This window comes from Paenibacillus sp. HB172176 (genome assembly GCF_011947265.1).
Taxonomy (GTDB): domain Bacteria; phylum Bacillota; class Bacilli; order Paenibacillales; family Paenibacillaceae; genus Pristimantibacillus.
On record NZ_JAATHD010000022.1, the window covers coordinates 1 to 26,372 of the forward strand.

Annotated in this window: 22 protein-coding genes, 1 pseudogene and 1 riboswitch; of the genes and pseudogenes, 17 read left to right on the forward strand and 6 right to left on the reverse strand. The window is 49.3% G+C overall.

Annotated elements, in window-relative coordinates:
• Positions 1 to 102: 102 nt before the first annotated feature.
• On the reverse strand, positions 103 to 657 hold the full coding sequence (locus HFP08_RS22250) for a site-specific integrase (protein WP_168122826.1): 555 nt from the start codon (positions 655 to 657) through the stop codon (positions 103 to 105).
• Between the two features lie 48 nt (positions 658 to 705).
• Positions 706 to 1,278 (reverse strand): annotated as a pseudogene (locus HFP08_RS22255) (Rpn family recombination-promoting nuclease/putative transposase).
• Positions 1,279 to 1,492: 214 nt separating this feature from the next.
• On the opposite strand from HFP08_RS22255, the gene HFP08_RS22260 reads away from it, so the two are divergent.
• From HFP08_RS22260 to HFP08_RS22305, 10 genes are all read left to right on the forward strand, one after another.
• On the forward strand, positions 1,493 to 3,007 hold the full coding sequence (locus tag HFP08_RS22260) for an AAA domain-containing protein (RefSeq protein ID WP_168122827.1): 1,515 nt from the start codon (positions 1,493 to 1,495) through the stop codon (positions 3,005 to 3,007).
• On the forward strand, positions 3,004 to 3,297 hold the full coding sequence (locus HFP08_RS22265) for a DUF2726 domain-containing protein (protein ID WP_168122828.1): 294 nt from the start codon (positions 3,004 to 3,006) through the stop codon (positions 3,295 to 3,297). Before HFP08_RS22260 ends, HFP08_RS22265 begins: the two co-directional genes overlap by 4 nt.
• A 123-nt stretch (positions 3,298 to 3,420) precedes the next feature.
• Complete coding sequence (locus HFP08_RS22270; protein ID WP_168122829.1) at positions 3,421 to 4,101, forward strand: response regulator transcription factor; 681 nt, start codon at positions 3,421 to 3,423, stop codon at positions 4,099 to 4,101.
• Positions 4,095 to 5,477: a sensor histidine kinase gene (locus HFP08_RS22275; protein ID WP_168122830.1), complete on the forward strand. Its 1,383-nt coding sequence runs from the start codon at positions 4,095 to 4,097 to the stop codon at positions 5,475 to 5,477. Before HFP08_RS22270 ends, HFP08_RS22275 begins: the two co-directional genes overlap by 7 nt.
• Positions 5,478 to 5,536: 59 nt before the next feature.
• Positions 5,537 to 8,572, forward strand: coding sequence for an efflux RND transporter permease subunit (locus tag HFP08_RS22280; RefSeq protein ID WP_240941742.1), 3,036 nt, complete (start codon positions 5,537 to 5,539; stop codon positions 8,570 to 8,572).
• The gene (locus HFP08_RS22285) at positions 8,559 to 8,861 is read left to right on the forward strand and encodes a DUF4359 domain-containing protein (RefSeq protein WP_168122831.1); all 303 of its coding nucleotides are present in this window, start codon (positions 8,559 to 8,561) and stop codon (positions 8,859 to 8,861) included. The genes HFP08_RS22280 and HFP08_RS22285 overlap by 14 nt, the downstream gene beginning before the upstream one ends.
• 222 nt (positions 8,862 to 9,083) lie before the next feature.
• Positions 9,084 to 9,169: riboswitch (cyclic di-GMP riboswitch) on the forward strand.
• Between the two features lie 106 nt (positions 9,170 to 9,275).
• Positions 9,276 to 10,988, forward strand: coding sequence for a FapA family protein (locus HFP08_RS22290; RefSeq protein ID WP_168122832.1), 1,713 nt, complete (start codon positions 9,276 to 9,278; stop codon positions 10,986 to 10,988).
• Positions 10,963 to 12,012, forward strand: a complete 1,050-nt coding sequence (locus HFP08_RS22295; RefSeq protein WP_168122833.1) for an HD-GYP domain-containing protein — start codon at positions 10,963 to 10,965, stop codon at positions 12,010 to 12,012. Before HFP08_RS22290 ends, HFP08_RS22295 begins: the two co-directional genes overlap by 26 nt.
• A gap of 131 nt (positions 12,013 to 12,143) precedes the next feature.
• A complete protein-coding gene (gene cyoE / locus HFP08_RS22300; protein ID WP_168122834.1) occupies positions 12,144 to 13,067 on the forward strand; it encodes a heme o synthase in 924 nt (307 codons plus the stop codon).
• A gap of 202 nt (positions 13,068 to 13,269) precedes the next feature.
• Positions 13,270 to 14,442 (forward strand): ABC transporter substrate-binding protein, encoded by a 1,173-nt coding sequence (locus HFP08_RS22305; RefSeq protein ID WP_168122835.1) that lies wholly within the window; start codon positions 13,270 to 13,272, stop codon positions 14,440 to 14,442.
• A 51-nt stretch (positions 14,443 to 14,493) separates the two neighbouring features.
• Here the strand turns inward: HFP08_RS22305 and HFP08_RS22310 are convergent, their stop codons facing one another.
• On the reverse strand, positions 14,494 to 15,267 hold the full coding sequence (locus HFP08_RS22310) for an IclR family transcriptional regulator (protein WP_168122836.1): 774 nt from the start codon (positions 15,265 to 15,267) through the stop codon (positions 14,494 to 14,496).
• Between the two features lie 112 nt (positions 15,268 to 15,379).
• Between HFP08_RS22310 and HFP08_RS22315 the strand changes: the two genes are divergently transcribed.
• The 6 genes from HFP08_RS22315 to HFP08_RS22340 all read left to right on the forward strand — a co-directional run bounded on the left by HFP08_RS22315 (position 15,380) and on the right by HFP08_RS22340 (position 20,884).
• Positions 15,380 to 16,483, forward strand: coding sequence for a Gfo/Idh/MocA family protein (locus tag HFP08_RS22315; RefSeq protein ID WP_168122837.1), 1,104 nt, complete (start codon positions 15,380 to 15,382; stop codon positions 16,481 to 16,483).
• A 17-nt stretch (positions 16,484 to 16,500) separates the two neighbouring features.
• Positions 16,501 to 17,661 carry a CaiB/BaiF CoA transferase family protein gene (locus HFP08_RS22320; RefSeq protein ID WP_346768756.1) on the forward strand — a complete coding sequence of 387 codons (1,161 nt, stop codon included), beginning with the start codon at positions 16,501 to 16,503 and terminating at the stop codon, positions 17,659 to 17,661.
• Positions 17,658 to 18,857 (forward strand): CaiB/BaiF CoA transferase family protein, encoded by a 1,200-nt coding sequence (locus HFP08_RS22325; protein WP_168122839.1) that lies wholly within the window; start codon positions 17,658 to 17,660, stop codon positions 18,855 to 18,857. Before HFP08_RS22320 ends, HFP08_RS22325 begins: the two co-directional genes overlap by 4 nt.
• 29 nt (positions 18,858 to 18,886) lie before the next feature.
• Positions 18,887 to 19,729 carry an amidohydrolase family protein gene (locus HFP08_RS22330; protein ID WP_240941751.1) on the forward strand — a complete coding sequence of 281 codons (843 nt, stop codon included), beginning with the start codon at positions 18,887 to 18,889 and terminating at the stop codon, positions 19,727 to 19,729.
• A gap of 26 nt (positions 19,730 to 19,755) precedes the next feature.
• Positions 19,756 to 20,202: a MaoC/PaaZ C-terminal domain-containing protein gene (locus HFP08_RS22335; protein ID WP_168122840.1), complete on the forward strand. Its 447-nt coding sequence runs from the start codon at positions 19,756 to 19,758 to the stop codon at positions 20,200 to 20,202.
• 88 nt (positions 20,203 to 20,290) lie between these two features.
• A complete protein-coding gene (locus tag HFP08_RS22340; protein ID WP_168122841.1) occupies positions 20,291 to 20,884 on the forward strand; it encodes a YdeI/OmpD-associated family protein in 594 nt (197 codons plus the stop codon).
• A 367-nt stretch (positions 20,885 to 21,251) separates the two neighbouring features.
• Here the strand turns inward: HFP08_RS22340 and HFP08_RS22345 are convergent, their stop codons facing one another.
• Together HFP08_RS22345 and HFP08_RS22350 are read right to left on the reverse strand one after the other, a co-directional pair.
• Positions 21,252 to 21,803: a transcriptional regulator gene (locus HFP08_RS22345; RefSeq protein ID WP_168122842.1), complete on the reverse strand. Its 552-nt coding sequence runs from the start codon at positions 21,801 to 21,803 to the stop codon at positions 21,252 to 21,254.
• A gap of 699 nt (positions 21,804 to 22,502) precedes the next feature.
• Positions 22,503 to 23,219, reverse strand: a complete 717-nt coding sequence (locus HFP08_RS22350) for a TetR/AcrR family transcriptional regulator (protein ID WP_168122843.1) — start codon at positions 23,217 to 23,219, stop codon at positions 22,503 to 22,505.
• 161 nt (positions 23,220 to 23,380) lie between these two features.
• On the opposite strand from HFP08_RS22350, the gene HFP08_RS22355 reads away from it, so the two are divergent.
• A complete protein-coding gene (locus tag HFP08_RS22355; RefSeq protein WP_168122844.1) occupies positions 23,381 to 24,847 on the forward strand; it encodes a DHA2 family efflux MFS transporter permease subunit in 1,467 nt (488 codons plus the stop codon).
• Between the two features lie 97 nt (positions 24,848 to 24,944).
• Here the strand turns inward: HFP08_RS22355 and gdhA are convergent, their stop codons facing one another.
• Complete coding sequence (gene gdhA / locus HFP08_RS22360) at positions 24,945 to 26,324, reverse strand: NADP-specific glutamate dehydrogenase (protein ID WP_168122845.1); 1,380 nt, start codon at positions 26,322 to 26,324, stop codon at positions 24,945 to 24,947.
• Positions 26,325 to 26,372: the final 48 nt, after the last annotated feature.

The following is a 26,372-nucleotide window of genomic DNA, read 5'->3' on the forward strand; positions in this document are numbered from 1 at the left end:
TGTATGGTAGTGATTGTTCGACACCTTCACTTTACCAAATGAAGCGGTGTTTTTCTATGGCGTCAAGTCAACTAATCATTCGGCTTCAAACCTATGTCATGCCTACTGTAATGACCATTTTGACTCTGCGAAAGTTGAGTTATTAATTTCATCTCTGAATTTCGCTAGTCCTTCCCTTTGCATTCCAGGAATGACATGCGAGTACATATCTAACGTGACTCGAATAGAGCTGTGTCCGAGTTTAGTGGAAAGCGCCTTGATATTGGCTCCAGATTTAACTGAAATACTTGCATGACTATGACGTAGCTCATGGAATTTAACCCTAGTTACTCCAGCCTTATGAATAATCCGATACAAGCTTCGTCTTAAATTACTGGGGTTCCAAGGGGTTCCAATACTTGTCGGACATACTAAGTTGTGATCTTGATAAAGCTCGCCGGCAGCATCCTTGTACTTCTCAACAATTCGTTTTTGAGCCTGCAATACTTCTACTATTTCATCATCGATTTCGATTGCGCGTGTACCGGCAGTTGTCTTCGTACCAACGGTAATTGCTTGATCCTCTGCTTCGTTGTCGAGGGTTCGAACCACTTGGATGATATTATTCTCAAAATCCACTTCATCCCAAGTCAATCCGAGCAATTCTGCCTCACGCATTGCATAAATTAATCGCTTAGATGAAAAGCGGTTAGCAATGGGTAAAGATTATTGAATCGGCCTCAGCGATTCGATTTCTGCTTCAGAGAGTCCGCTGGCTTTTGCGACAATTCCAACATCCAATCCTAAGGAAAGCATATTCTTGGCAATCTCGATAGCTTTTTTTCTCTCGCCCTTAACCAACCCTTCAGACATTCCCTTTTCTGTTGCCCATTCAATCATGGAAGCCTCATCATGCAAGTATTTCTGCCGTTCCTCATATAGGCGGCGGGCCTCCCGATCCTGACTTAGAAATTCCATGGCTTTCTTCAATGTAGGTTCATTCATCTTCAGCACCTCCCAACTCGATTTGTCGGTTCCTTTCAGGAAGAGCAGCCCATTAATCAAACCGCCTTCCAGCGGAATGGCTTGATCGTCCAACTTAGTCAGTTCCATGAAATGTTAGTCGAGCGGAGCATCTTTATCCGTATATGGATTGAGCAGAACGATTTCCGTTAAAGGAGCTTCGCCGGATTCCGAAAATGTACGATTCAGGAAAGCGAGAAGTACATCCTTGTTTTCTTCACTGCCCAAAATACGTTTGAAGACGAAATCATTACGGGGATCAAGCAGTTCCGGCATTTGATAATCAATTCCATTTCTTCTTATTATACCACGCTTTCAGATTGATTTTGAAGGTGGTGAATATGGTTTTCGCTATCTCACTAAGATATTATGCGGGGACTGGCCATCTAACAAAGAGGACAGGAAGTTTATTGAAATATTTAGAAGGGAATGGTGATTTAGGAGTAGAAGTAGTATAGATCAATTGACCTATACTGCATGGGAGACGCGAATGATGAACGAGTTTGAACTATTGATTGTTACCGATAGAGGCGACAAAACCAATGAAGTTATGGATTATCGCATAGACGAAAGCACAGGCAAGGTTCATGTCCGTTATTGCAACAAACCGGATAAGCCATACCCATTTTCAGCCCAAAACATTATTATTAGAAAAAATCCGCGTCATGAGCATATTGAAAATAAGGCGGTACTCCACAACCGCTCGCTTTTGCAAAATGTCCGCCATGCGCTTGTTTTTGGCGAGTTTACCAAAGTGTTTTTTGATGATGGCGAAAGCCAGCTATTTAAGACTGCCGCAATTGCTTATGCCGACATGAAAGACAACTATCGAACCTTGGTGGATATAATGGGCTATTGGAGGGAAGTAGCACCGTATATCAAATCCGACGATTCGAAGGAGTCTTTTTTGGAAGGCCAATACGCCAGGCTTCGCAGCGTTGAGAGTGAAAGCGTGCTTGCTGCCTATATGGAAAAAAGAGCTATCAAGCAATACGCACCGCCGCTCATCCCGGCCATATATCCGTTCCAATTTAACTTAAGTCAAAAGGGGGCGCTGGAGCAGGCGCTGGCTCATAACTTGTCCATTATTCAGGGTCCTCCCGGCACCGGGAAGACGCAAACCATCCTCAATATAATTGCCAATCTGGCAATCAGGCTGAACAAAACGGTAGCTGTCGTATCCAGCAATAACGCGGCTGTGCAAAATGTGCGGGATAAGCTGTTGGAGAAAGGATACGGCTTTATTGCTGCTGCGCTCGGTAATACGGAGATTCGCAGCAGCTTCTTCAAGAGCTTGCCGGATTATCCGGTCGTCGCCGACTGGAAATGCGAGCACCCCGAGCGGATAGAGAAAGAAGTGGCCCGTATCGGGCTAAAGCTGGATCGTTTGCTGGAGTTGGCCAACCGTCGGGCGCTGCTCGACCGGGAGATTGAGGCTTACCGAACTGAACGGCGGCATTTTGAACTGCATCATCGCGATCTGGATTACGATCGGCTGGAGAAGCTGTTTTATCGGCGACAGTCGCCAGATACGATTATTTCGTTTTTGGCGGATGAGTATTTTACGGAAGATCGGGCGCTCCGCTTTTTGCAGAAATCGAAATTACTGTTCAAATACGGCTTCTACCAATTAAAAAAAATGAAGCAAAACCGACTGACGCTCATTTCCAAAATACAAATGAGATTTTACGATGTGACGATAGAGCAATTGGAAGCAAAACGAGAGGGAATTCAAGCAGTACTGGAGCAGGAATCCTTTGCGGATCTGATCAAGGCACATCAGTCGCAATCTACCGTTTTGTTCAACCATCACTTGTACGAACGATACCATAAGACAACGAAATTTGAGGGCAACGAAAAAAGTTTTAAAGATAATTTCGAAGAGTTTATGCGATGTTTCCCCGTTATGTTAAGTACGACGCATTCTCTGCGCTCCTGCATACCTGATTCATTTCTGTTTGATTATGTCATTATTGATGAAGCATCGCAGGCCCGTAAAGATTGAAGGAAGCGGAGCAGCGCTATCTGAGGAACCGCGCATCGTTTGATTTTGTCATCTACGATAAGTTGGACATGCAGCCGCTTTTGGCAATTGAGGTGGACGGTTTTGCCTCGCATCAAAACAATCAAGCTCAGATTGATCGCGATCTGTTGAAAAATAACATTTGCCGTACATATCCATTCCCGCTTTTGCGTCTCCCGACAACAGGCAGCGACGAGTGGGGGAGAATCAGGACAATGCTCGATAAAGTATTAAATGGGACGTGGACAGTGTCCGACAATGTCTACGAGTAAATGAACAAACAAAAATCAGGTTCCTTAACGATTTTCTCGTCAAACTGCAGTGCGTTTTGTTTTTTATGGTATTCTTTGTAGCATGTGCAGTGATTTCATTTTGTTAGCAGAGGTGTGCCATACATGAATAACGTATTGCTTGTAGACGATGATTCTTCGATTCGGGAATTGATGGAGCTTTATTTAATGGCAGAAGGATTTCAGACCGTTCATGCCAAGGATGGTCAGGAAGCGTCTGAATTATTGGAGAAGCAGCGATTCCAATTGGCCATCGTTGATGTAATGATGCCCCAAAAAGACGGATGGCAGCTTTGCATGGAGATCCGTCAGGACTATGATCTGCCGATTCTGATGGTTACGGCCAAAGGAGAGACGGATGATAAAATGAAGGGCTTCGAGCTGGGAACGGACGACTATCTCGTGAAGCCCTTCGATCCGCGTGAACTGGTCATGCGGGTCAAAGCGATTCTAAGGCGGTATAAAGTAAATGCGCATGGAAAAATAAGCATCGGCAATTTATCCATGGATTTAAATATGTGGGAAGCGGTTTGGGATGGCGACAGGCTGAGCTTCCCCACGAAGGAATTTCTGCTGCTTTTTAAGCTGGCCAGCTCTCCCGGTCAGGTGTTCTCCAGAGATCAACTGCTTGAGGATATATGGGGCATAGACTTCGAGGGGAGCGATCGTACCATCGACAGTCATATCAAAAAAATCCGTAAAAAATTCGAAGGCAAGCCTGCGCCTTTCGAAATTATATCGATCAGGGGGCTCGGTTACCGGCTGGAGGAAAACAAGTTATGCTGAACACACTGTATCTGCGGGTGGTTCTTACCTTTCTTCTTGCGGTCTTCGTTAGTTTGACTGTATCCTTCTTCATCACCTACAACATCTTTGAAAAGCAGGTGCTTCAGGAGATTGAAGAAGAGCTGATCTCCTCAGGTAAACAAGTCATTCAGTTGGCTCAAAGTGTTGAGCCGGAGGAAGCCTACTCCTTTTTTCGCGGAGTTTTCAATATTCGTTCGAGAGCTGCGATCTTCAAGGAGGACGGTACGGTTACCGTCTACGGTGATGCTGATCCCGAAAGCTTTGCATCAGCTGAAGAGGTGCAAAGAGTGCTTCAGGGAGGCGTGCAGAGGTTTGACTTCACGAAGAGAGGGCTGCAGAAGGCGACAGTCGTGGGCATTCCTTTCGAATTGGACGGGCAATCGCATGCTTTATTCCTGAAGCCCAATATTCGTACAGCGATCAATCGTGTGAAAGAATCTTTGATGACCGGTTTCTTACTCGTTCTTATTATGGGCAGTTTGTTATTTCTGGCTGCCACCTACTTCCTTGTAAGTCCGATCAAGCGGCTTACGAAGCTGACAGCCAGGATAGCCAAAGGCCAATTCGATCAAAAAGTGCCGGATAAGCGAAGGGATGAAATTGGTGAGCTTGCCCGCAGCTTCAATCGAATGAGCGGAGAATTGAATCAACTGGAGAACATGAGGAAGGAATTCATCTCCAATGTATCCCATGATATCCAATCGCCGCTTACCTCTATACGGGGGTTCGCCGCTGCGCTGCGCGACAACCCGCATACGGAGGAGCGCCGTGCACGCTATTTGACGATTATTGAGGAGGAGAGTACCCGCTTAGCCAAGCTGAGCGAGAATTTGTTGAAGCTCGCTGTCCTTGAGAGCAACCAAATTACGTTTGTTCCGACCTCGTATGATCCCGCCAAGCATATTCGCAAGGTGTTCCTGACACTTCAACCGCTTTGGCTGGAGAAATCCATCGCTATCGATCTCGAAGGACTTCATCCATACAGTATACAAGCTGATGCGAGTCAGATGGAACAGGTTTGGCACAATGTCATCAGCAATAGTATTAAGTTTACGCCTCCTGGCGGAGAGATCCGTGTATCCTCTTCGGAGAATCGACATTCTATCCGTTTGGACTTCTCCGACACAGGGGAAGGCATTCGCGAGGAGGATCTTCCGCATGTGTTTAGCCGGTTTTACAAGTCGGACAAAGCAAGAGATCGCGAGCATAAGGGAAGCGGACTCGGACTTGCGATCGTGAAGCAAATTGTACAGATGCACAAAGGAACGGTGGAAATAAGCAGCGAGTGGAAGCGCGGGACTACCGTCAGTATAGTACTCCCCAAGCTTGACTCAGATGGATTATTCTCACCCTAGGACATTTTCAGGTCACAATTCTCTCCTATGCTAGTAAAAAAGAGGAGAGGCTGGTTTTCATGATTCCATTTGTACTTAGAAATCGATTTGCCGTTATTCTATTAACATTGTTTGTAATGGGTGTCGGGATAAGAGCCGCTACGAGCATCAGCAACGAGAAATTTCCAGATGTAGAGCTGCCGACGCTGGTTATGCAAGTGCAGTACAAGAGTCATACTGCGGAGGAAGTGGAGCGGCAAATAACTCTGCCGATCGAAAAAGCGATCGAAAAAGCGAAACCCTACGAGTCGCTGACGAGTCAGTCCCGCGAGAATGGCGCGGTGATTACCGTCAGCTATGATTTCGGCACAGATATGGACAAGACGGAACGCTTGCTTCAATCGGCGATCGTTGGCAGCGGCTTGCCCCAAGAGGCAGAGATCAGTTATAAACGAATTTCCGCCGACGCCAAGCCCGTCTATTCACTCGCGATGACAGCGGAGAACACGAAGGAGCTGGAGGAGAAAGTCAAGGAGGATCTGGCTCCAGAGCTGCAAAACATCGAAGGCGTGAATGCGATTGAGCTTGAAGGGACGGCTGAGAACCAGGTCATTATTCGAGTGAATGAACAAGAAGCAAATGCCTACGGCATAACACTAAAGGATATTCAATCGGCTGTTGCCCAATCTGAATATATTCTTCCGCTAGGTATTATGGAGGAGGAGCAATCCAGCATTGCGGTCAGTATGGAAGGCCGCGTGGATCAATTAGAGGCGATTGGCGATATTGCAGTTCCGGTGACGAGCTCTACTGCAGGAACGACGAAGACAACAGTCCTATTGCGTGACATCGCAGAAATCAAGCCTGTGGAGCAGGTATCCACCCTTACAAGGTACAATGGACAACCCGCTATTGTCGTGGAAGTGTTCAGAACGCAGGAAGGCAATACGGCAGAAGTGGCCCGCGCAGTGAGGGAAGAGGTCGAACGATTTAATCAGAGCTATGACTTTTCTTTATTCACTGTAATTGATCAAGGGAAGGATGTCGAGGAATCGATTCATTCCTTGTTGAGGGAAGGCGGATTCGGCGCACTGTTCACGGTTTTGATTGTATTGCTGTTTTTAAGAAATGTAAGAGCTACCTTAATTGCTATCATCTCTTTGCCGCTGTCCATCCTAGGTACGATTTATGTGCTGGAAGCGTTCGGGTATTCGTTAAATATTATGACACTTGGGGGAATGGCGGTAGCTGTAGGGCGTATCGTTGATGACAGTATCGTTGTTATTGAAAATATATTCCGATGGCTGCAGAAGGAAAAAGCGAAATCCAAGCTGGAAGTCATGTATCAAGCAACCAAAGAAGTCTTCGGACCGGTCATGTCCTCTACCCTGGCTACGGTAGTCGTCTTTCTGCCTCTGGCCTTTGTGGATGGCCTTGTAGGCGAGTTCTTTCGACCTTTTTCCCTCACGGTCGTGACTTCGATTTTATTATCCTTGGCGGTAGCTTTTCTGATCATACCGGTGCTTGCGGTGTATATGTTCAAGGGAGAGCTGCAGGAGAAGGAAGACGTCTGGCTCAAACGAGGATACGAGAAATTGCTGGCTGCATGTCTTCGCAAAAAAGTTGTTGTAATCCTTAGCGCTTGTTCATTGCTTGTTGCTTCGGGAATCATGATCAGTATGATAGGAAAGTCTTTCCTTCCTGCCGAGCCGGCGCATGCTCTGGAGGTTGAGATGGAGCTGCCGGGGGCGGCTTCATTGGCTGAGACAGACAAGCTGTCTCAGCAGGTGGAAGCGGCTATGCTTGAACAGGATTCGGTTGATTACGTGCAAGCGTCGATAGGCCGCAGGGATGAAGCGGGAGTGTTGAGAAGCAACACTTCGGCGGATAACAAAGCAACGTACTTCGTGCAACTGACGGAGGATGTGGACTTGGAGCAAGCAAAGTTCAGCCTGGGTCAGCTGGTTCAGGAGGAATTAACTTCAATTTATCCGGATGGTATGGTCAGGATTAATGAAGTTCAGCAGGAGGGCCCCCCGTCCGGGACCAGCATCGAGGTTAAGCTGTACGGCAATCGTACTGAAGCTTTAATTCAAGCGGCCGATCAGGTGTATGATGTCATGATGGCCAATGCTGACTTGAAAAATATTGTGAACCGCACGCAGCAATTGCAGCCTAAATATGTGGTGAGGTTGACAGAAGAAGCCAAGCTGCTAGGCGTGCAGCCCATGGCTGTATATCAGCAGGTGAATGAGAAGCTCCAGCCCGTTTCGGCCGGGAATATGACGTTTGACGGTGAGGCAACGGAAGTTCTGATGCAGCTTGATCAGCCGCTGTCAGGCAAGGAGGAGCTGGAGAATAGCCTCATTCTGACACCTCAAGGACCAATGCCTTTGAAGAAAATCGCTACGATTGAGCAACAGCTGACGCCTACAGCGATTGAGCATCAGGATGGCAAGATGGCGGTAAAGCTGGCTGCTGACAGCGCTGGCGAAGAAGTCGGCAAGGTGTCCAAAGCTTTAGAGAGGGACTTGTCGGCGATTGATCTGCCGAGCGGCGTTGAATGGGAGACAGGCGGCGGTCAGGAGCTGATGAGCGATGGCTTTAAAGATTTGGGGACGGCTATGACGATCGCTGTTGCCTTGGTTTTTGTAGTATTGACCGTGACCTTCGGCGGCTTGCTCACACCTTTAGTCATCTTGTCCGCATTAATATTTGTACCGATCGGTTCGGTTGGCGCGTTATTGCTGGCGGGAGAGACGTTGTCGATGAGCGGGATGATCGGCATGCTGATGCTGATCGGAATTGTGGTCACGAATGCCGTAGTGATGCTTGACCGAGTGGAGATGAATCGTAAAAAGCGGATGGATTTGCGTGCGTCTATCCTCGAGGCGAGTGCTACGCGCTTGCGTCCGATTCTTATGACTGCCCTGGCTACTGTATTTGCTCTGCTGCCGCTGGCGTTATCCGATTCAAGCTCCGGGGTCATCTCCAAGGGCCTGGCCATAGCGGTAATCGGAGGTTTAACGACCTCTACGCTGTTAACGCTGGTTTTTATTCCGGTGCTCTACAGTATGCTCGGGAAATATAGAAGGTTTGCTCATGAAGAAATATAAGCTCGCGATCCTGCTCACCTGTGTTGTTGTCCTATTGGCGCTTATGTTTTTCACTAAACCCGGGATGGATCAATATCAGGAGTGGGTGCAAGAAAAAGTTGTCAGTCGTATGGCGGAGAAAAAGCCGGCAATGGCGATGCTGTTAACGTTATTCGGTGATCAATGGATTACCGAAAACACGCAAGAATCAGACTATCTAATTGCCAACGTATTTGAGACGGAGCTCATGGGAAGAAAATTAAAAGTGCTGGGCGTATTCGGCTTCTTTATTCCAATAGGGAAACCCTAGCTTAAAGTTTAACGAGAAATTGTTGGAAAATAAAACACAAGAACCGATCTTATTACGGATCGGTTCTTTGCAAATTTGAAGCTTGTTTCAGCCCAGCATCGAAATAACTATTGAAATGATTGCATTGCGGGAATATACTTAAAGTAAGCATCTGAGTAAATAGGCTGTGTAGATTATATTCATAGTGCCTTATACCTAACGGCCTGACGATAAAATTGATCTCAAACGAAAAGGCAAACCTTTTGAAAAAGAGGGACGCAAAGCTATGGACCTAACGAGCTCCGCTTCATGGTCGCCTGGCCGCCGAATTGGGTGTAACGACATCATCCCTCTTGGGTTGATGTTTTTCTATTTTAAGGGGGCGTTTGTGAAGGAGAACGTCGTTATGACCGAATGTCCCGGGGAGTAATTATAGTGAAATCAGGTACGATAGAAATAAAGAAACATACCATTATCGTCCATGATCCCGTTGCTGGCGGGAAGCTGCCGGTCATTGGCGCGATTGCGCCGGTGAAATTGCGTATTAACGGGATTGTCCTCGAAACGGAATCCGTCGTATCCGCATCAGATTGTATCGACTGGGAGATAAAGAAGAAGCCGCTATTCGATATTAAAGTCAGCGATGACAGGTTGCGGGCGTATTTTCAACTCTACTCCAAGCATCGTTATGCATGGCGGCTCCTCAATACAGAGCGCATGTCACGAATTATTGTTTCCGCTGAAGAGGATAAGAGTGTTATTCTGGATACCGTGCATTTAAGCGATGTCGCTTCCGAATTAGAGCGAAAATCCATAAAAGCAAACGTGGAGCTTGCTCTTATTCAGTATGAGTTAATGCAGCCCTCAGGTCTGCCAATTGTCATCGCTAACGGTAAAGCGGTTGTACCGGGTATCGATTCAAAGCTGGAAATTTATTTTTCGGAACAGGTGGAGAGTCGTTTTTTTGAAGTATCGGGCGCTGTCGATTTCCGGAATCATCTACATATTCCTTCTGTAAAAAAAGGCGAGCGCATTGCAAGAAAGCTCCCGATGATTGATGGAATTCCAGGATATGATGTGTATGGCAAGGTGATCATGCCGCTGCCTCCGAAGGATGTTCCCGTTGTCGTGAAACCCGGGGTCGAGCTTACAGCCGAAGGCGATATTATAGCCCGCAAAGAAGGCAGGCCCAGAATAACAGGAAAAACGGTCAGAGCGTTCGATATTTCAACATCGTTTACCGTTTCAGGCGATGTGGATATCGGAACGGGAAATATTGTTTTTCCAGGCGACGTGATTGTAAGCGGGAATGTAACGGACAACATGATTGTGGAATCGCTCGGCAATGTTTATATTTACGGCAGTGTATTCAACGCCACGATTACGTCAACCGGCAGCATTCATGTGATGGGGAATGTGATGGGGAGCAAATTGTATACGGGCTATTATGGCGTAATCTTTAATCGGCTATACGCTTCCGCCAAAAAACTGGAAGAGCAAATTGAGAAGCTGCTCGGGGATGCCGGCATGCTTGAGCAAGCTTTGGAAGCAAGGCGTCAAAGCTCCTGTTTCGGGAAGATTGTGCGGCTGTTAGTAGAGAGAAAAACAAATGAAATATCTGCTGTTGTACAGGAAATGCTCACCGTCATCGTAAGCATTCAAAAAATAAAGAAAAACGAATATACAAGGTTGAGGGAAATGTCCATTATTTTCATTGAGCCCGAGAGATTTCTTAAAACCGATACGCGCCGCTTCCTTCAAAGCTATCTTGCTCTTCTAAATGAAACGAATCAAGAGGTAGCGCGAATGCAGGAGGTGAAGGTGAATACGGTAATCAACCAATGCCATAACAGCGAATTGAAGACGAACGGAGATATTATCATTAAGCGGGAAGGGGTAATTTTAAGCAACTTATATGCGGCTGGAAACATTGTTTTTCAATACGATTCAGCGGTTTGCCGCGGGGCGAAGCTCGAAGCGGAAGGCGTCATTTCGGCGAAAATTGTTGGTGGTCAGACCGGAGTTAAAACGATATTGAAAGCAAAGGGACAAGTTTCGGTAAAGAAAATGTACGAGGGCAGGGTGTGCATCGGAAGAAACTGCGTCGACATTTTCGAAATGGTTGAAAATAAAAATTTTGGGGCGTGAGAAAGCGGTGGAAAAGTCTATGGTGCGTCGTCCTGATCCGAATTCGTATGTTGGATTTCGAGTGAACAAAAATATGTACAACAGTCGGGGGGTGCTGGTGCTTCCGGCTCAAACCGTACTGACTGGCAAAGATATTGAAATGCTTCTCCAACAAAACATTCTGCTGGAAGAGGATGATGTGGAGCAGGTGTCGATTCAAAATCTCGTCAATGCCTCTATCAAAGAAATCAAGGCTGTTTTTGAAAAGGTTCGAAATACGAATCAAATTCCGTTTGATTTTCTTCGCGACAGAATATTGCCAATTATAGATGACATGAGCCGTCATCCCCATTTGAAACAAATATTGGACCATTTGGAACGACACGATGAATATACCTATCGACATAGCATCGGTGTCGCGCTGATCTCCAGATTTATCGGCAAGGCAAAAGGATTACATAACGAAGAGTTGCAAGAGTTGACTTCGGCGGCATTCTTGCATGACATCGGCAAGGTGAAGATCCCCGACGAAATTCTAAATAAACCGGGTAAATTATCAGATGAAGAATTCGCTCAAGTGAAAAAACATACGGTATACGGCTATGACATGATCAGTCAAACATCAGGCATTCCTCCCAGGCAGGCCAAGGTTGCGCTCCAGCATCATGAACGCGAAGACGGGAGCGGCTATCCTTATGGCTTGAAGGGAGACGATATTGATCCGTATAGCAAAATGATCGCGGTGGCAGACGTGTTCCACGCCATGATTTCGAAGCGCGTCTACAAAGACGCGGTCCCCATCTTCAAGGTGCTTCGAGAAATGTCCGAAAATGCTTACGGCAGACTTGAACCATCAACTACGCTATGCTTCCTGAAGCGTATTATGGAAACAATGATTGGAAATGATGTCGTACTCTCAAACGGGTCCCAGGGAAAAATTATTATGGTTAAAGCAGACGATCCGGTTCATCCCCTTGTAGAAGTGAAGGGAACGTACATCGATTTAAGCAAGGATCATTCTGTCTATTTGAAAAGCATTGTTTGATGAGAGCAGCAAATTCACGAAAGCGACAAATATTTATGACAGATTCATGAGGGTTGGCCCGGAACGCATACAACTATGACGTTTTATGATATTCTGTTCTTAAAATCAAACGTTATAGGGGTGTAAAGGTCATGCGAGTCCAAAATCATATGGTCAGTATGGAGCGTGTTCCGGTAACCGTCACGAAGGTTCTCTTCGAAACGATAAAGATTGGCATTGTCAAATCGAATCTCATTGCCATGTTCGCAGGGCTCAGTATGGCGCTGTTCGTTCACGGCATTCCTTTCCTCGATAAGATTGGCAACATGATGCTGGCTTTAGTCGGTTCTGCTTTGGTGATAGGCGCAGCCGGCATTTTCAATAACTTGTACGATCGTGATATCGACGGCATTATGGAACGGACGAAGAATAGGCCGACAGTATCCGGAATCGTGGATGTTCGAATCGGCTTGCTGTTAGGAAGCTGGATTGCGCTTGGCGGTATTGTTTCGTTATATTTGGCATCGCCCCTTTCCGCCTTCACCGGTTTCCTGGGATTGTTTCTGTATGTCGTCCCTTATACGATGTGGACAAAGCGCAGAACCATTTATAATACCGAGGTTGGGAGCCTGTCAGGCGCAATGCCTCCGTTAATTGGCTGGGCGGCGATCTCTCCTGATCTCTTTCATCCCGCTGCCATGGCCTTGTTTCTGCTGATGGTGATCTGGCAGATGCCGCATTTCTACGCGATTGGAATTCGTCGGATGGAGGAGTATCGGGCGGCGAATATTCCGATGCTGCCGGTCGTGAAGGGGATACAGCGTACTTATAGGCAAATGAATGTGTATTTGGCCGCATTGTTCCTGTGCAGCATCTTGTTCTGGTCCTTTAATCCGTATATCGCCGTGGTGAACGCGCTGCTGAGCCTGACTTGGCTCGCATTGAGCATCAGCGGCTATCGACGGAAGCCGGAGGAGAAGTGGGCTCGCTCGATGTTCATCTTCTCGCTGAACCACATCACGGTGCTTCTGCTGCTAATTGTCGGCTATTCCCTGGGAGCTCCATTGCTCTCGTAATGGTTCGATTTATAGTTCAAACCAAGAGGACTCGCCTTTTTTGGCGGGTCCTCTTTTCATAAACAAGTCGGAACCTATGGCTGCGAATTTGCATAAGAGTTTGATTTTTGACTATTGACTGAATTCCTATGTAAGCGTTACATTATACATATAGAAAAACTTTTTATATGTGAAATCTTTCGATTGTGATTGGAGGACTGCAATGATTGCTTTGCGCGGAATAACCTGGAACCATGAGAGGGGAATTATGCCCCTTGTGCATGCTTCATCCGTGTTTCAACAAAAGCATAATGGTGTGAACCTATCGTGGGATGCGCGGTCCTTGGCGGATTTCGAACGCTTTCCGCTCGAGCAATTAGCTGACCGGTACGATCTTATCATGATCGATCACCCCCACCTGGGATCCGCGTCTGCCGAGCGTCTGCTTGCGCCGCTTGACGAGCTTATTCCGGCAGCTTTCCTCGACGAACAACAAGCCAACAGCGTGGGACCCAGTCATCGAAGCTATTGCTGGGAAGGCAGGCAGTGGGCCTTGGCGGTTGACGCGGCGGCTCAGGTATCCGCCTATCGGTCCGACCTGCTGGAATCGGCAGGTTTGGCTCTGCCGCAAACGTGGGATCAGGTTCGAGCTCTGGCAAAGGCTCTTCCGTCTTCTACTGCGATCGGCTTGCCGTTTGTTCCTGTTCATGCGTTTGCCAGCTACTTCACCGTGACTGCGCAGCTAGGGGGAGAGGCGTTCTGGAGCAAGGAGGAGGATATTCCGAGGCCTGTCGGCATCGAGGCGATAAACCTGCTTCGCACTATTTTGAAGGAAGCCCATCCGCTGTCCGTACACGGGGATCCCATCGCCATGTATGAGAGAATGTCGACAACGGATGAAGTGGCCTATGTGCCGTTAATGTACGGCTATTCCAATTATTCAAGGGCGGGCTTTCGACCGAAGACCGTGTATTGCGGGAATATTCCAAGCGATACGGGAGAGCCTGCCGGAAGCATGATTGGCGGAGTAGGTCTGGCGATATCGGCAAAATGTCCATACCCGGATCTGGCAGCTAAGTTCGCGATGATGACAGCCGAGGCTTCGTTTCAGCGCAGTGATTATTTCGCGAACGGCGGGCAGCCGGGACATCGATCCGCATGGAAGGACGCCGTCGTTAACGAGCAATCGTCGGGTTTCTTTGCGAATACGTTGCGAACGCTTGATTTAGGATCGGTAAGACCAAGATTCAATGGCTATATTCCCTTTCAGGAGGAGGCGGGCGAGCTTATCAGGCAGGCTGTCGTCGACCCGAGGGAAGACGAGCGAGAAACGGTTCATCGGTTAAACAAGCTGATTCATCGCTATCGTCCGTCGCAAGCTTGCCGCAGATCATGATCGAGCGGATTAGACGTGCGCAACAAAAAAGACAGAGCGGAAGCTCTGCTTCTATGTTGTCTGTTTCTCCAAGCCCATCGCTTTCGTTATGGACGAAGCGCATGTCCGGAGCGCTGCCAGGATATCGGCCTCTCTGTTCGGCTTTCGAGTAGAGAGCAGGCTCGGAATCGTCAACGCCGCTTCCAGACCAGCCTTCGGACTTCCTGCCAGAATGGAGTAGTCGGTAATGCCCAGATGGGTCTCCTGCTCGGATACGGCGAAAACTTGCTCGGCCAGCTGGCGAAGGTCGTCTTCGATGCGCTGCTTCTCCTCCGGGTCAGCATCTCGATATAGCGGATTCTGATCCAGATAGTAGCCGCGCATATCCGCGGACAGCCGGGAGAGCAGCAGCCTGCCGGAGACGGTGGTGAGCGCATTGTACTTGGCGCCGACTTCCACAGAGAACCTGTATTTTTCGGGACTCTCCTGTTGATAGAGCACGAGCAGATCGCCGTTATACAGCACGCTGAGGTGGCAGGATTCCTTCATGGACAGAGCCAAAGCTCGCATCGGAATGGAAGCGGCTTTAATCAATTGATCCACCGGAGAGTGCATATGCGACAGCTCGTACAGCTTGAGGGAGAGAAAGTAATGGCCGGAATGCGGTTCTTTGATGATATATCCTCGCTCTTCAAGGAAGCCGATCATGCGATACAGCTCGCTTGGATTCTTGCCCAGTGCTTGACAGATGTCGGTTAAAGACATCGGTTCGGCTGCCGAAGAGAGCACTTCCAGTATAAGGAGGCCTTTCTCTAGCGCCGGAACCTTGAAATCCTTGTTGCCCATGTTGCTTTCCTCCCGCTATCTCGATGCCTATTAGTGTAAGCGAGAACGGTCGGGTATGCAATAACCGCCATGGAGCGGAACAATCGGAATAAGAACGAAATGGAGGATTGCCATGAACGCGGAAAATCTTGCTTTGAGGTTGGAACTGGATTACAAGCCTAAGCTGCCGAGCAACAAAACGAGAGGAATCGGCATCGTAGGCGCGGGGGAAATTGTAAGCGAAGCGCATCTGCCGGCCTATCGCATGGCGGGATTCAACGTTGTCGGCATCTATAATCGCACGAAAAGCAAGGCGGAGGCTGTCGCGGAGAAGTTCCAAATCGGGAAAATATACGATTCGATTGAAGCGCTTGTGCTGGATCCCGACGTCGAGATTGTCGATATTGCCGTGACGCCGGATCTGCAGCCTGAGATTGTCCGCCTGGCCGTTGCCGCGGGCAAGCATGTGTTATGCCAGAAGCCTCTTGCGGAGAACTACCGGGATGCGGTACGTATCGCAGAGCTATGCGAGCAAGGGGGAGTGAAGGGGGCAATCAACCAGCAGATGCGCTGGGCGCCGGGCATTAGAGCCAGCCACTCTATCATTCAGCAGGGCTGGCTTGGCGAGCTTACGCAAGCGACGATCCAAGTGAATGTGAATACGGATTTCGCGAAATGGCCTTTCCTGAAGGATACCGACAAGCTTGAGGTCAAGAATCATAGCATTCATTACATGGATTCGATACGATTCCTGTTCGGCACTCCGGAATACATCTATGCGGATGGGGCCAAGTACCCGGGGCAGCAAGTGAAGGGCGAGACAAGGACGTTGCTGCATATGAAATTCCCTGGCGAGGTTCGGGGGCTCGTCCATGATAATCACAATAACTGGGCCGACCAAGAAGACTGGTACGCGACCTTCAGATTCGAGGGAACAAGAGGCATTATCAAAGGAACGAACGGCGCTCTCTACAATTATCCTGTAGGCCGAGCGGATACGCTTAGCTTTATTTCCAAGGAATTGGATCCCGGCTGCTGGTTTCATCCTTCTCTGGAGGGCAAATGGTTCCCGCATGCGTTCATGGGGACGATGGGCGAGCTGATGAGGGCAATTGAAGAGGATCGGGAGCCCGAGAACAGCGTTCGCGATAATTTGACAACGTTCCAAATGCTTGCCGCCGCCTACCGGTCTATGGAGGAAAATCGGCCGGTGCGACTGGACGAAATACGACTGTAATCAGCGAAAATGGAGTGATGGAAGTGAGACCACTGGAAGGCTTGGTCGTGCTGGAGTTTTGCCAGTATTTGTCGGGACCGTCCGCAACGCTTCGAATGGCGGACCTGGGAGCTCGAGTCATCAAGATTGAACGTCCCGGCGCCGGGGACGGATCGCGTCAGTTGTTCTTGAATAACCTGGCGAGGGATGAAGAGAGCGTATTATTCCACACGATTAACCGGAACAAAGAGAGCTATGCGGCGGATATGAAAAACCCGCGGGAGCTTGAGAGGCTGAAGCTTCTCATTCGGCAGGCGGATGTTCTTGTCGAGAATTTCCGCCCCGGCACGATGAAGAGGCTCGGGCTCGGGTACGAGGAAGTCAAAGCCTTGAATCCGCGAATCGTATATGGCTCCATTACCGGCTATGGCGCGGAAGGGCCGTGGAAGGATAAGCCCGGCCAGGATCTGCTCATTCAGTCGCTGGCGGGCATGGCTTATCTGAACGGCAACGGGGATCAACCGCCGACACCGTTCGCCCTCGCAATCGCGGATATGCTGACGGGAGCGCAGCTGACACAAGGGATATTGGCTTGTCTGGTACGAAGAGGAATAACGGGAGAGGGAGGCTATGTTGAGGTCAGCCTGCTGGAATCCATGCTGGACTTTCAATTCGAGGTGCTGACGACCTATTTCAATGACGGAGGCAAGCTGCCTGAGCGCAGCCTTGTCAATAATGCGCATGCTTATCTCGGAGCCCCTTATGGGATTTACGAGACCAAGGACGGTTATCTGGCGCTGGCGATGGGCTCGGTCGAGCGGCTTGGCCAGTTGTTGGGCAGCGCCGAAATCGCGGCCTTCTCCGACTCGAAGGAATGGTTCACGCGCAGGGACGAGATCAAAGGCCTGCTTGTCGATCATCTGAAGCAGAGAACGACCAAGGAATGGCTCGGCGTTCTGGAACCCGCTGATTACTGGTGCTCGGATGTCTATACCTGGGACGACTTGCTGCGGCATGAAGGCTTTAAAATTCTGGACATGATTCAGGAGGTCGGGCGCCCCGGCGAAATCCCGATCCGGACGACGCGCTGTCCGATTCGGATAGACGGCGAGCGCATCAAATCGGGTGTCGGAGCGCCGAAAGTCGGCGAGGGCAATGAGAAGATTGATCAGGATTTTCAACTGAAGGGAATGCTATGACGGTAGAGAGAGAAGACGGCAAGAATAAGGGAGCGGCCGCTTTCAGGAAGCCGCTTGAAGGCTTGCTCGTGCTGGATTTCAGCCAATTCCTGTCGGGGCCGTCGGCATCCTTGCGCCTGGCAGACCTCGGGGCTCGCGTAATCAAGATCGAGAGAAGGGGCTCGGGCGATATATGCCGAACGCTCTATATCTCCAATCTGGAGCTGGACGGAGACAGCACGCTGTTCCATTCGATCAACCGGAGCAAGGAGAGCTTCGCCGTCGATTTGAAAAACGGGGAAGATCGCATGGAGGTAGAACGGTTGATAATGAAAGCGGATGTGCTGATTCAAAATTTCCGTCCGGGCGTCATGCAAAGGCTCGGTCTGGATTATGAGTCGGTCGCTCGCATGAATGCCGGAATTGTGTACGGCGAGATTACCGGATACGGCACCGAGGGGCCTTGGGCGCGGAAGCCCGGCCAGGATCTGCTGGTTCAGTCGCTCTCCGGCATTGCCTGGCTGAACGGCGATCGGGCGCAGCCGCCGATGCCGCTCGGATTGGCTGCAGCAGATATGTCGGCAGGGGCCCATCTTGTACAGGGCATCCTGTCGGCGCTGGTACGGAAAGGGATGACGGGGCGGGGAAGCCGTGTGGAGGTTAGTCTTCTGGAATCGCTTCTGGACTTCCAAGCGATCGAGCTGACCACTCACTTGAACGATGGCGGCAGGGAGCCGAGGCGCGGCGAGCTGCTCCATGCGTATCCTTATATGGCGGCGCCATACGGCATTTATCCCACGAAGGACGGCTTTATCGCTCTGGCGCAAGGATCTGTAAGCGAACTAGGCGAATTATTGCAATGCGAGAGCTTGCAGCGTTACGCCGATCCTAGCTCCTGGATGGATGAGCGCGATGCGATTAAGGCGATTCTGGCCGCTCATCTAGCCGAACGGAGCACGCTGAGCTGGCTTTCGCTTCTGGAACCGGCAGGCTACCCCTGCTCCGATGTGCTGGATTGGAATCGCCTGGTTCGGCATGAAGCTTTCCGAACGCTTCGCATGCCGCAGGTCGTGATGCGCGGCAACGGAACTTCGTTGACGACGACGCGCTGTCCGATACGCATTGACGGACGACTGTTAACGTCGGCGAAAGCTTCACCCCGAATAGGCGAACATAATTCGACGATAAGGGGCGAGCTTCTCTGCGAGAGGAATTGATAGTTTACGCCAGGGAGGAGAATGGATTCATGTTGAAAATTGATGCTCATCAGCATTTCTGGAATCTGGAGAAGGGGGATTACCCATGGCTTACGCCTTCCTCCGGCTCCATCTATCGAACGATCGAAGCTCCCGAGCTGGAGCCATTGCTTCAAGCGGCCGGAGTTGACAAAACGATCCTCGTCCAGGCGATGAATAGCTATGAGGATACGGAATATATGCTGGAGACGGCAGCCGCTTATGATTGGGTCGCGGGCGTGGTCGGATGGGTGCCGCTGCAACGGCCGAAGGAAGCAGCCAGAATGCTGGAGTCCTATTGCCGGAATTCGCTGTTCAGAGGCGTCAGACATCTCATCCATGACGAACCGGATCCGGATTGGGTCGTTCAGAATTCCGTCATTGAGGGCTTGAGAGTGCTCGCTTCCTTCGATATGACATTCGACATCGTGGCCGTGTTCCCCGATCATCTGAAGCATGTGCCGACACTTGCGGAGGAGGTTCCGAATCTTAAGCTCGTCATCGATCATCTGGCAAAGCCGCCAATCGAATCCAGGGAGTGGGAGCCGTGGGCAAGCGAGCTCGCTCGGGCGGCGGAATATCCGAATGTGCATGCGAAGGTGTCGGGGCTGAATACGGCGGCGAACTGGAACAACTGGTCGGCCGAGGATATCAAGCCGTATGTCGACTTTGCCCTGGAGCAATTCGGAGCGGGCAGGCTCATGTTCGGCAGTGATTGGCCGGTGGCTAATCTGGCCGGCGATTACGAGAAGGTATGGAGAGAAACGAATACAGCGATTCGGGATTATTCCGCAGCCGAGCAAGAAGCGATTCTAGGCGGAACGGCGGCGGCTTTCTACCGGTTATCCATGTAATCGTATCGACGAGGAGGAGATATCGCATGAATACGCGATCGGTATTTTATGAGCAATATGATGTTGGTGAGACAAGAGAAACGAGCGGGAGAACGATTACGGAAACGGATATTGTCATGCATGCGGGACAGACGGGGGATTTCTATCCCCATCACATGGACGCGGAATGGTGCAAAACGCAGGATTTCAAGCAGCGCATCGCTCATGGAACGTTAATATTCAGCGTTGGCGTAGGGATGAGCGCCGGAGATATCAATCCGGAGGCTTTCTCTTACGGCTACGATCGATTGCGGTTTATTAAGCCGGTCTTTATCGGGGATACGATACATGTGCGCGTAACCGTCAAGGAGAAGCGGGAATATCCGAAGCGTTCGGATCACGGCATGGTCGTCGAACAGGTTGAGGTTGTGAATCAAGCCGGGGCAACGGTGCTCGCATGCGAGCATTTGCTGTTGGTGAAGAGGCAAGCTTAGCGAGATCCGCTAATTTGAATAAGGCGCCTTAAGTCGGACAAATAATGGTAAGATAGAGCTATTATAAATCGATGAGAGGTGTTCCTTAATGGCAGAAAGCAGGAAGAACCCCAAGGTTGACGGATTTCTAAGGAAGGCAAAAAAGTGGAAGCAAGAATTCGAGATGCTCAGAGAGATCGTTCTGGGTTGCGAGCTGACCGAGGATATCAAATGGATGCATCCCTGTTACATGCATGAGGGGAAAAACATTGTATTGATTCATGGGTTCAAAGAGTATTGCGCGCTGCTGTTCCACAAAGGCGCTTTGTTAAAGGACCCGCATGGCATTCTGATTCAACAAACGGAGAATGTTCAGGCAGCGCGTCAACTCCGGTTCACCAGCGCGGAGCAAATCGAAGAGATGCAGCTCATCATAAAAGCGTATATTGATGAAGCGATTGAAGTTGAAAAAGCGGGCTTGCAAGTGGCATACAAAAAAACGGAGGAATACAGCATTCCGGAAGAACTGGAAAACAAATTCGTTGAAATTCCCGAGTTGAAGACAGCCTTTGCGTCCTTGACTCCGGGACGGCAAAGAGGGTATATCTATTATTTCTCTCAAGCTAAGCAGTCCAAAACTCGAGAGTCCAGGATAGAGAAATATTTGCCTCAAATTCTGGAGGGGAAGGGTATGGATGACTGACAATCAAGTTTCCAATGGCAAGAACACAGTATGCAAGCGTTAAGGTCATGAATGACCATTAGCGAGGCTTAATCCGATATTAGGAAGGGTAAGGGACGCGGATGGCCGTAAGAACTGGATTTGATCCTCAAATTCATGCATTTGGGGCTCTTGCGGTCAAAGTGTCCCGTAGAAACAACTAACTTCGCATTTTTTCCTCTAACGGACATTTTGTCCGCAATTGGCCGTTGTTGAAGCGAATATAAGATTTTGAACGCTAGCCGCTGCAGGTTTGTATCCATCTGCCCGCCCCGTTAACCTCCAGTCCATTTATCGTTTGAACAACAACCTCCACTGACGATGATAATGGTGTTGCTCCCCGAGGAATCTAAAGATCATTTGCGACCGCTACAAAGGTTCGATAACGCATCTTCGAATCAACCACAACCACTTCATGCGATTGAACTAATTTCTCCAATATGCGCCTAGACTGTCGATTTGATCGATTCAAATGCTCTGCGAGCTCGGCGACGGTGAAGGTCCGCATGCGCCCGCGAGCAAATCGCAAAGCTTCATCTTCAATGGGAAGGAACATCCATTCATCGAGACAGAGATAGGCTTGCTTCATGCACAGATCTTTAAATCGCCAGGCTTCTATATCGCGAGCATGCGACCTGTAGCCATGGATTTCAATACAGCCCTTCGAGCCGCTGGGTCTATAAGCGAGATCGAGGTAGCGATAACGGTTTCCAAAATCCCTAACCTCCCATTCGGGAAACAAATGATTGAAATTGCCTACTGCCGGATACCAGATTGTCTTTAGAAACTCGATGGTTCCATGTCCCAAACCTTTCTCCAGCATTTCGCGCCGCCTTGGATTTTTCTCATCTGCGATTTGTTGCTTTAACCAATTGTTCAGTCTTTGTTCGAAGTTTCTCAACGCACTCGCCGCCTTCCTCATATTTATGCAAAAAAAAGCCGCCTTGACGACGAAGCCTTAGAAGGTCTCGTTTCATCAAAGCGGCATGTTCTTCACGCCAATGCAAGCTTACTGTTCATTCTACTTGAAGCACGACCGCCTTTCAACTACAGAATTGAAAAATGATATTCAAAATATCAAAAATGCGCCTGTTCCTCCTCCGTCAGAGTTTCAACACGTAGAAAAAACGTAGCGGTCATTTATGACCATTAGCGTTGCTAAAACGGGATTCTTGGTTTGTAAGGGACAAGAATGTCCATAAGAGTAATGAATAATACTCGAACAGGTGGAAAAGGAGCGCTAACGGTCAATAATGTCCTCTAGAATTAACAATTAGCGAGTAATCGTTTCTAACGGACATTTGTGACCGCAAAGCTGTTTCGTTACCGTGTGGAGCTGCTGTGAGGAGTTGCCGTGAGGAGCTGCTGTGAGGAGTTGCCTGAGGAGTTGCTGTGAGGAGTTGCCGTAAGGAGCTGTGTGAAAAATGCTGCGCGAGCTGTATAATGGACGAACTGCACAAAGGTTGAACTGCGAAGAGCTGAGCAATTAGCAGTACAAAGAGCACTACAAGAGCAGTATAAGGGCGTCGCAAAGAAAAAAACCGCCCAGTTTCTCCTCGAGAGATGCTAGTCGGTTTTACTATTCTATCCGCATTCGGGTTTAATCGCTGCTAAGCATCTTAAGAATCATTTTATCGATGAAGGGTTCGATTTCGTCCGTTCCCCTCAAGAGCCATTTCTCGTTGAAAACCTGATGCTTCATCGCGATGTAGAAATCAAGCAATGCTTGCTTAAGCGTCATATTGTGCAGCATGAGCAGCTTGGGATCGAGTAGCTTCCGAAGCACGACATCCAATTGAATGAGCAGCAGCGTCGCGTTCAATCGGTTAAAGACGCCAAGCTCCATCCCGCTTTCCAAATAAGCAATCAGCTTCTTCTGGAATTTGTCCACGCTCTGGGACAGCTCGGCCGACAAGTCGGGGTACGCGGTCCCGAGATCTTGAAGGAACGCATCGGTCAAATAGTAGGTCAGCTTCGTCGTAAGCTTGAACACGACAGCGAATGATTCGCAATAGAGCCTTCGATCCTCGTCCGAAGGATTCGAGAGCTGCTCCTCCGTGAATTTCCTCGGAGCCTCCTCCAGCATCTGATCGATAATAAACTCCGCGCATTGTCTGACCAAGCACGAAATAATGTCGTCCTTGGAGGCGAAATATTTGTACATCGTTGCCTTGCTGATATCCATATGTTTAGCGGCATCGTCCATCTTCAAAAGAGAGAAGCCTTGCTTTTGAATAGAAGGCAGCAGCTTAAGAACAAGCTTTTCTTTCAGCAGTTTTCTTTTTTCGCATGTCGGATCCAGCACGTTGTCTGCCATAAGGTTACACCTCCTGCCTGTATTCTCTAGTATAAAGCAATAATGAATATTTTAAAATCATTTTAAACAAAATAAACTTTTTTTAATTTTTTAGTTTACTTTGTTCAAATGATATGCTATCTTAATGTCCATGACAGAGAAAAGGTTTGGAGGAGAGAGCAATGTTAACAAATGCTGAAGGGAGCCCGTACGCATCCGGGAGAGGTCTGGTTGCGCCGCTTATTGCGATTATAATCGGGCTGTTCATGGTTATCTTGGATACAACGGCGGTGAATGTCGCGATTCCGGTGCTCGCGGAGGATTTCAACAGTTCATTAAGTCTGATTCAATGGACCATTACCGGATATGCGTTAACGCAAGCTGCTATTATTCCGCTCGCCGGATGGATGACCGACAAGTTCGGCGCGAAGCAAATATTCATCATATCCATTATATTGTTCACGATCGCTTCCGTATTATGCGCGTTCGCCCAATCGGCGGAGCAGCTCATTCTGTTCCGCATCCTGCAAGGTCTCGGAGGCGGCATGGTCATGCCGATCGCCTTCGCCATCACGTACCGAATCAGTCCGCCCGAGCAGGTGGGGAGAATTATGGGCATGATGGGTGTTCCCATTCTGCTTGCGCCGGCTCTGGGACCGATTATATCCGGATATCTGGTTGATTATGTAAGCTGGGAATGGATATTCATCATCAACGTTCCCGTAGGAATTGTCGGAGTCATCATGTGCATCATTGCGCTTCCGAATCTTGAGAAGAAGGCGTCCGCACCGCTTGATTTCCTGGGAATCGTGCTTGCGCCGCTGGCCTTTGCCGGGCTTTCCTACGGCATCAGCGAGGGCGGCGAGAGCTGGACATCCGCCAAGACCATTACCGGCTTGGTCGTCGGCGCGATTGCTTTGATCTTGTTCGTCATTGTCGAGTTAAGACGCAGGGAAGAGCCTTTGCTGGAGTTGAAGGTTTTCCGTTCCTCGCAATTTACCCGAGGCATTCTCGTTCAATGGATTCTGCAATTTTCGATGTTCGGCATCGTGTTCGCCGTACCGTACTTCATGCAGCGCCTCATGGGCATGAGCGCCTTCGAGGCGGGGATATGGACATTGCCGCAGGCGCTTGCCGCTGGCGTTATGATGCCGTTCGGGGGACGCTTGTACGATCGCATCGGCGCAAGGCCGCTGGTCATTAGCGGATTAATTCTCGTCACCGTCGGCGCTTATCTGCTATCCTTGATCGATCCGTCCAACAGTCCATGGATGTTCCTCGTTCCGCGAGCGCTAGTCGGCTTTGGCATGGGCTTGTCGTTCATTGCATTGAACACGCACCTGATCCAATCGGCGCCAAAAAGGCTTGTTGGCCGGGTTACCTCGCTTACAAGCGCGACCCAACAAGTGGTCACTTCGTTCTCGGTGGCGGGATTAACCTCGCTGCTTGTCAATCGTACAGCCCATTATGTAAGCAAGGGAGAGTCCGCAATGCCGGATGCCATGACCGATGCTTTCCATAACGCATATATCGTGATTGCCGTTCTTGCGGTCGCGGGACTGGTTCTTGCTGTAACGCTGAAACGTCCTGCGAAGGAAGCAGGGGATATTCCGGTAGGAGCAGTGGAGGAAGGCTCGGCTATGGCTTAATCATACAGAGAGACATGTCGGAAGAAAAAAAGACGCATGCCAAACCACGATTGAAGTGGAAGGGCATGCGTCTTTTTCTGGATTTTTGCCAGCCTAATCAGATGCCTTGTGCAATCATGGCATCAGCTACTTTAATGAATCCGGCAATATTAGCTCCGACAACCAGATTGCCAGGCCTGCCGTATAGCTCGGAAGCCCGGATGCTTTCCTCATAAATTTTCCCCATAATGACTTGCAGTCTGGCGTCTACCTCCTCCATCGTCCAAGCTTGGCGCGCGCTATTTTGCGCCATTTCCAGGGCGGAGACGGACACGCCTCCTGCATTAGCCGCTTTTGCAGGAGCGAACAGCACCTGATTGTCTAGAAAGACATCGATTGCCTCGAGTGTGCATGGCATATTGGCGCCTTCTCCCACCGCTCTTACGCCATTTCGAAGGAGACATTCAGCAGCTTCTTTATCCATTTCATTTTGCGTCGCACAAGGAAGAGCAATATCACAAGGGATAGACCATATGCCGCTGCATCCCTCCGCATAGACGGCTCCGGGATGCTCAAGCGTATAATCCGAGCATCTTCTGTTTTCAACTTCCTTCAAGCGTTTGATGGTTGCGAGATTGATGCCCTGTTCATCATATAGATAGCCGCTGGAATCACTGCAGGCAATGACTTTTGCTCCTAATTGAATCGCTTTCTCCATGGCGTAGATGGATACATTCCCGGATCCTGATACGACAACCGTACTGCCATGGAACGTATATCCGGCACTTTTAAGCATCTGATCTACAAAGTAAACCGTGCCGTAACCGGTTGCTTCCGTACGCGCCAGACTTCCTCCGTAGCCGATTCCTTTTCCCGTCAATACGCCGGCTTCATAAGCGCCGGAGAGCTTTTTGTATTGTCCGAACAGATAGCCGATTTCTCTTGCGCCAACGCCGATGTCGCCGGCAGGCACATCGGTATTCGGGCCAATATGCTTGCAGAGCTCCGTCATGAAGCTTTGACAGAAACGCATGATTTCAAAATCCGATTTTCCTTTTGGATCAAAATCGGAACCGCCCTTTCCGCCGCCAATCGACTGTCCTGTCAATGCGTTTTTGAAAATTTGCTCGAAGCCTAAAAACTTGACGATACTGGCGTTAACGGAAGGATGGAACCGAAGACCGCCTTTATAAGGGCCGATTGCGTTATTAAATTGGACCCGAAATCCGCGATTGACTCTAATGCGTCCCGTATCATCCTGCCACGGGATACGGAAGGAAATCATGCGATCGGGTTCAACGATTCTTTCCAGAATGGCATGCTTGATATATTCCGGTTTATTGGCGAGAACGGGAATCAAAGAGTTGAACACTTCCTTGACTGCTTGATGAAATTCGTATTCATGAGGATTCCGATTTACTACCGTTTGGAATAACTCGTTGACGTAGCTTTCGGCCTCCCGTTTATTCGTTTGCTCAGCTTCCTTGAGTACCAGCATGTGTACGCTCCTTCAGATTCCGATTGGAAAAGCCTGCTCAATCACTTT

Coding starts and splice junctions, on each gene's coding strand:
- HFP08_RS22315 (WP_168122837.1), top strand. CDS start 15,380: ATGAACGCGGAAAATCTTGCTTTGAGGTTGGAACTGGATTACAAGCCT.
- HFP08_RS22310 (WP_168122836.1), bottom strand. CDS start 15,267: ATGGGCAACAAGGATTTCAAGGTTCCGGCGCTAGAGAAAGGCCTCCTT.
- cyoE (WP_168122834.1), top strand. CDS start 12,144: ATGCGAGTCCAAAATCATATGGTCAGTATGGAGCGTGTTCCGGTAACC.
- HFP08_RS22330 (WP_240941751.1), top strand. CDS start 18,887: ATGTTGAAAATTGATGCTCATCAGCATTTCTGGAATCTGGAGAAGGGG.
- HFP08_RS22350 (WP_168122843.1), bottom strand. CDS start 23,219: ATGGCAGACAACGTGCTGGATCCGACATGCGAAAAAAGAAAACTGCTG.
- gdhA (WP_168122845.1), bottom strand. CDS start 26,324: ATGCTGGTACTCAAGGAAGCTGAGCAAACGAATAAACGGGAGGCCGAA.
- HFP08_RS22270 (WP_168122829.1), top strand. CDS start 3,421: ATGAATAACGTATTGCTTGTAGACGATGATTCTTCGATTCGGGAATTG.
- HFP08_RS22250 (WP_168122826.1), bottom strand. CDS start 657: ATGCGTGAGGCAGAATTGCTCGGATTGACTTGGGATGAAGTGGATTTT.
- HFP08_RS22275 (WP_168122830.1), top strand. CDS start 4,095: ATGCTGAACACACTGTATCTGCGGGTGGTTCTTACCTTTCTTCTTGCG.
- HFP08_RS22355 (WP_168122844.1), top strand. CDS start 23,381: ATGTTAACAAATGCTGAAGGGAGCCCGTACGCATCCGGGAGAGGTCTG.
- HFP08_RS22335 (WP_168122840.1), top strand. CDS start 19,756: ATGAATACGCGATCGGTATTTTATGAGCAATATGATGTTGGTGAGACA.
- HFP08_RS22305 (WP_168122835.1), top strand. CDS start 13,270: ATGATTGCTTTGCGCGGAATAACCTGGAACCATGAGAGGGGAATTATG.
- HFP08_RS22260 (WP_168122827.1), top strand. CDS start 1,493: ATGATGAACGAGTTTGAACTATTGATTGTTACCGATAGAGGCGACAAA.
- HFP08_RS22280 (WP_240941742.1), top strand. CDS start 5,537: ATGATTCCATTTGTACTTAGAAATCGATTTGCCGTTATTCTATTAACA.
- HFP08_RS22325 (WP_168122839.1), top strand. CDS start 17,658: ATGACGGTAGAGAGAGAAGACGGCAAGAATAAGGGAGCGGCCGCTTTC.
- HFP08_RS22340 (WP_168122841.1), top strand. CDS start 20,291: ATGGCAGAAAGCAGGAAGAACCCCAAGGTTGACGGATTTCTAAGGAAG.
- HFP08_RS22285 (WP_168122831.1), top strand. CDS start 8,559: ATGAAGAAATATAAGCTCGCGATCCTGCTCACCTGTGTTGTTGTCCTA.
- HFP08_RS22320 (WP_346768756.1), top strand. CDS start 16,501: ATGGAAGTGAGACCACTGGAAGGCTTGGTCGTGCTGGAGTTTTGCCAG.